We start from the raw sequence: 651 nt of genomic DNA on the forward strand, positions 1-651 counted from the left end.
ACTATATCATGCACTCTTAAAATTTTCAGTACTGGTCTGAATTCACAGGCCCATTATAGATCGGGTACAAGCAGTATTAAATCATCTAGGCGGCATCAGGTATGAAGTAGACTCAAGAGGTCCCCGCCCTACGATAGAACCAGGAGAAACATTTAAATCGGATTTCTGGGTACGTGGTACTGACAATGAAGAACATTTTGAACCATTGGTTGTTGGTTGGAATTATAATAATAACACTGTTATGATGCCAGATAATGGTTTACTCAGGGAGTGTAAAATGAAGTGTGTAAGTTACCGGTAACCAATTTACTAACTTACGCACTTCATTTTACACTCCCGATTTCAGCATCATTTATTTTTTCGCGAATATGGCCATAGCTTTTTTTAAGATTTCATTCTCCTCTTGGAGTTTTAATATTTGTTTCTGTAACATTGCATAGTCCTCTGAGGTGATAGACGAGCCGTCTTCTAATTGCACTGGATTTAGCTTTTTGATCCAATTATAAATCGTAACTTCAGATACGCCATATTCGCTACTTAACTTTCTCACTGGTTCACCAGACTGGTACAACTCAACAATCATATTACGAAAATCGGGTGTGTCAAGAGTTTTGTGTAAATCGATTCAATAAGCAACATCGTATTGCTGCA

At 37.6% G+C, this 651-nt stretch carries 1 pseudogene; it reads right to left on the minus strand.

Annotated features, from left to right (window positions below):
- Positions 1-338 precede the first annotated feature (338 nt).
- Positions 339-583, minus strand: a pseudogene (locus tag PGX44_RS13935) (transposase); the annotation flags it as partial.
- Between the last annotated feature and the right edge of the window lie 68 nt (positions 584-651).

This window comes from Caecibacter sp. AF58-12pH5A (assembly GCF_027681725.1).
Lineage (GTDB): Bacteria > Bacillota > Negativicutes > Veillonellales > Megasphaeraceae > Megasphaera > Megasphaera hominis.